The sequence below is a fragment of the Paratractidigestivibacter sp. genome, from assembly GCF_052362415.1.
In the GTDB taxonomy this organism is placed as follows: Bacteria; Actinomycetota; Coriobacteriia; order Coriobacteriales; family Atopobiaceae; genus Paratractidigestivibacter.
In genome coordinates this window covers 1-3,722 of sequence record NZ_DAWEMK010000138.1, presented here as the reverse complement: position 1 = coordinate 3,722, position 3,722 = coordinate 1, and the positions used below count along the sequence as shown (strand labels likewise).

2 protein-coding genes are annotated in these 3,722 nt (G+C 65.3%); both read left to right on the top strand.

What is annotated here, in order from left to right:
* Positions 1–2,124: YhgE/Pip family protein (locus ACT84W_RS09865; RefSeq protein WP_444329086.1), on the top strand; the 2,124-nt coding region annotated here is incomplete at its 5' end.
* Positions 2,125–2,719: 595 nt separating this feature from the next.
* Positions 2,720–3,722 (top strand): hypothetical protein (locus ACT84W_RS09860; protein ID WP_444329085.1); only part of this gene is annotated, 1,003 nt, incomplete at its 3' end.

Below are 3,722 nucleotides of genomic sequence, written 5' to 3'. Positions count from 1 at the left end.
CCCTACGGCAACACCGGCAACCTCAAGGTCGCCGTCGCCAACTCCGACGCCGGCTACACCGGCGAGCTGATTCCGATGTCGCTCAACATGGGCGAACGCATGACCTCGTCGCTCGTCGAGTCCACCTCCATCGGGTACACCATGACGAGCGAGGACGAGGCCATCGAGGGCGTGCAGAGCGGCAAGTACTACGCCGCGATCGTGTTCCCCGAGGACTTCACGACGGACATGATGAGCGTGCTCTCCAGCTCCGCGACCAAGCCGAAGGTGCTCTTTTACCAGAACGAGAAGGCCAACGCCATCGCGCAGATCGTGACGAACAAAGCCTCGACCGCCGTCCAGCAGGACATCGACGAGTCCTTCGCCTCGTCCGTGACGAGCGTGGGCGCGGGCGTGCTCGAGGATCTCACGAACTACCTCGACGACGACCAGCTCGCCGAGTTCACGGGTAAGCTCAATTCCGCCGTGACCGACGCGCAGAAGGGCCTCCAGGAGACCGCATCGACCACGCGCAGCTTCGCCTCGATCCTCGACTCCGCGTCCTCGCTTCTGGGCAACGGTACGGGCGGTGCCTCGGACTCCGTCAAGGCGACCGCCGAGGTCGGCGACGGACTGCGCGAAACGGCGGGCGACGTGCGCTCGCTCAGCTCCGCGGTCGACGGGGCGACCGACTCCGTGAACAAGGCGCTCGCAAGCAGCTCGGCGAGCATGGACAAGGTCAAGGCATCGATCGACGACGCGTTCAGCGACGCGGGCGACGCCGCCGGCGCCTCGCAGGCGGCACTGGAGTCCGCGGCGGGGACCGTGGACACCCAGGTCGCGGAGCTCGACAAGCTCCTGGACGCGCTCGGGCAGACCGACACCCTCACAAAGACCTGGTACGAGAGCTGGGACAACGGCGCCGACCCCGGGTTCACCGGGCAGATCGGGGTTTCCCGCGACGACGTGTACTCCGCCTACGTGACCGTGGACGGGCTGAACTCGAGCGTGAGGTCGCTGCGCGCCTCGCTCGCCGACCTCAGCGCGGGCCTGCGCAAGACCGCAGGCGACGTGGGGACCGCCTCCGGCGCCGCCGCCGACTCGAAGCAGCAGCTCGACGACCTCGTGGACAAGGCGAAAAGCGGCATCACCTCCGTGCAGGGCGACTTCGAGGGCGACCTCAGGCAGAGCCTTGGCGACCTCGCATCGAAGATCGATTCCGCCGCGAGCGACGCTGACGCTATCGGCTCGTCTATCTCGTCGACCCTCGATGCGGTAAACGGGACCGCGGCCTCGGCATCCAAGGACCTCGACGACACGAAGACGAGCGTGAGCTCCGCCGCCGACTCGCTCGACGAGGCGGCGACCAAGCTCGGCGACCTGACCAGCGCGCTCGACGGCTCGCTCGCCACGGGCGACATGGGCACGATCCGCGCGATCCTTTCTGGCGGCTCGACCGCGCTCGCGGACTTCATCGCCGAGCCCGTGAGCATCGACCGCGACGCCATCTACCCCATCGAGAACAACGGCAGCGCGATGGCGCCCTTCTACACCACGCTCGCTATCTGGATCGGCGGGGTCGTGCTCGCCGCGCTCGTCAAGTGCAACCCGAGCGAGGAGGCCGTCCGCGAGACGGGCGCCAAGCCGCGCCACTCCTACCTCGGACGCCTCGTGTTCTTCGTGGCCGTCGGCTTCGCGCAGTCACTGCTGATCCTGCTCGGGGACCTGTTCTTCCTCGGCATCCAGTGCGCCCACCCCGTGCTCTTCGTGCTCGCGGGCATGATGGCGTCGTTCGTGTTCGTCAACATCATCTACGCGCTCACCGCGAGCTTCGGCGATGTGGGCAAGGCCATCGCGGTCGTCCTCATGGTCATCCAGGTCGCCGGCTCGGGCGGCACGTTCCCCGTGCAAATGCTCCCGCAGGGCTTCTTCCAGGCGGCGTACCCGTGGCTGCCGTTCGTCCACTCCGAGAACGCCATGCGCGCTGCGATGTTCGGCGTCTACAACGGCGACTTCTGGGGGGAGCTCGCCATGCTCGCGGCCTACCTCGTGCCCGCGCTGCTTCTGGGCCTGCTGCTGCGCAAGCCGGTCGTCCGCCTGAACGACTGGATCGAGGAGAAGATCGAGTCGACGAAGCTCATGTAGCGCCGGGGGCGCGTGGGGCGGCCAAACCGCGAGCCGTCGGCTCTCCGTGCGCCGCCGCCTCGCGGCCTCGCGTAGCCGTCTCACGCCTTCACGCCCTCGCGCCGCACCGGAAAACGGGAACGTCGGTAAAGCTGCACCAGAATCCGGGACCGTCGGTACCGACGGTCCCTCATTTCGGCGTAATCCCTACCGACAGCCCCGATCCCCGGTAAGAAACGCCCTTCTCGACACCTTGCTGCACCAGAATGCCGGAGTATCGGTACCGACGCTCCGGCATTCTGGTGCGTGCCCTACCGACGCTCCGGCATTCTGGTGCGCGCCCTACCGACACCCCGGACTTCTCGTGCGAGTTTACCGACGCCCCATAAAACCAACGCATGCCCTACAGCCGCCCCAAGATCCCGGCGCGGCTCTTTTTCGGTTTCTTCCACCGCAATCCATAAAGTTCAGACGTACCCCTTGAGCTGGACGTTCTTCTCATTGTTGAAAACTCATGCAAGATACGCGTCAGATTGCCGCAAGATACCGGTAAGATACAATTTATTCTTTTATATTTTTAGCCACCGAAGAGCTGCGCTTGCGCTACAGTCGGGCAATGGACATCGTGATCTCACATATAGCTGCGCTCCAGGTCATTCGCCAACCCTATTTCCCCCGATACCTGGCCACAGCGGAGCTCTGCCCATCAGCGCTCCCCGCCCACTTGCCTTCGCCCGCGGAGCTGAAAGAAGCCCACAAAACATGCGGACAACTCGCCGGAATCGAAGGCGATCTCGGGCTGCTCATCTCGAGCAAGAAGGGCACGCACGCCTGCGCGGGCGCGCGACCCCACGTATACTCCGGCACGGTTCCTCCCGGCGCGCTCGTTCAGCTCGCGCCCGGGATCAGGTGCGTGTCTCCCCTCTTTTTGCCTCTACTTGTGATCTCTAAGCTCACGGAGGTGGAAATGCTCATGTTGCTCGCCGAGCTCATGGGGCTCTACAGCGTCGCGAACAGGGAGAAACAAGGACTGGTCCAGCGCGATACCCCCATGGCGACGCCCGAGGGATACCGGGCGTTCCTCAATGCGGCGGGCAGGCCCATGTGGTCGGCGAAGCTCGAGCGGCTCATAGGAATGGCGCCCGTCCGCGCCGCCTCTCCACCAGAGGCGCAGCTCTATCTGCGCGCCACGGCCAGGTTCGCGCGCGGAGGTTACGGACTCGCCGGCGCGATCCTCAACGATGAAGTCGAGCTCACTGAGCTCGCCGGTGCCGTGCCGGCGACGAAGAAGCGAAAACCGGACCTTTTGGTGAGTCCCGTCCACAAGGATGCTAGCGTACGCGGAGCATGCATCGATTACATGGGCAGCGAGTGGCACACCTCGGCAGACGCCATCAAAAACGACGCGATCAGAAGAAACGAGCTGCTGGCAGCCGGATATATTCCGTTCGAGATCTTCAAGGACCAGTTCGCCGACATCGACTATATGGACGGCTTGATGAGAAGCGTCCGCGAGGCAGCCGGCCTGCCGGCGCGCAGGATCGGGCGAGCGGGGGCGAAGAAGTCGAGCTCGGGGAGGGAGGAGCGGTGGGCGGGCCTCAGCTCGGGAGTCGTGAGCG